Consider the following 595-nt stretch of genomic DNA (forward strand, 5'->3'; position numbering starts at 1 on the left):
CTTTAGTACACGATAGTTTACTTGATGCATATCAAATTATAAGTCGTCGTGTCGCACAACTATCAAAGCACGATATGAAATTAATAACGGCTAGGTAACGTGTTTAATGGATCATGTACAAATCAGTGTCCAAAAGCTTGATGAAATATTGAAGCTCAATGGGAGCGCGCTGCTCAACAGAGTGACTTTAGATATCCATCAACAGTTGAAGAGTCATTGTACATGCGTTGTTGAAGTGGCTCATCTTCAACATGCTGCGCACACCATTTCCTTTGCAAGTGGCGAAGAGATCTCAGATAACCCCAGTTACCACCTGTCAGGCACGCCATGTGAAAAAGTCGCGAAAGACATTGGCGAGCACATCTTTTACCAAGATCAGGTTTATAAACGCTTTCCTGAAGACCAGATGTTTCAGGATGATGGCGTTCAAGCTTACCTTGGCCTCCCGTTGAAAACACAAAGTGGCGAAGTGCTTGGGATTTTGCTGTCTACTTTTACGCGAAGTATTCACGCGAAAGAAGCACAAGATGCGCTCGAACTTCATCGCTTTTATGCCAATGTGATTATCCATAGCCTTCGTGAAAAATGGGTCAGC

1 protein-coding gene is annotated in these 595 nt (G+C 43.2%); it reads left to right on the forward strand.

All coding sequences use genetic code 11. The features are described from left to right. Positions 1-106: 106 nt before the first annotated feature. The coding region (locus R8O11_RS29505) for a GAF domain-containing protein (protein WP_412035095.1) at positions 107-595 on the forward strand (489 nt) is incomplete at its 3' end.

Source organism: Vibrio sp. 1288 (assembly GCF_033344475.1).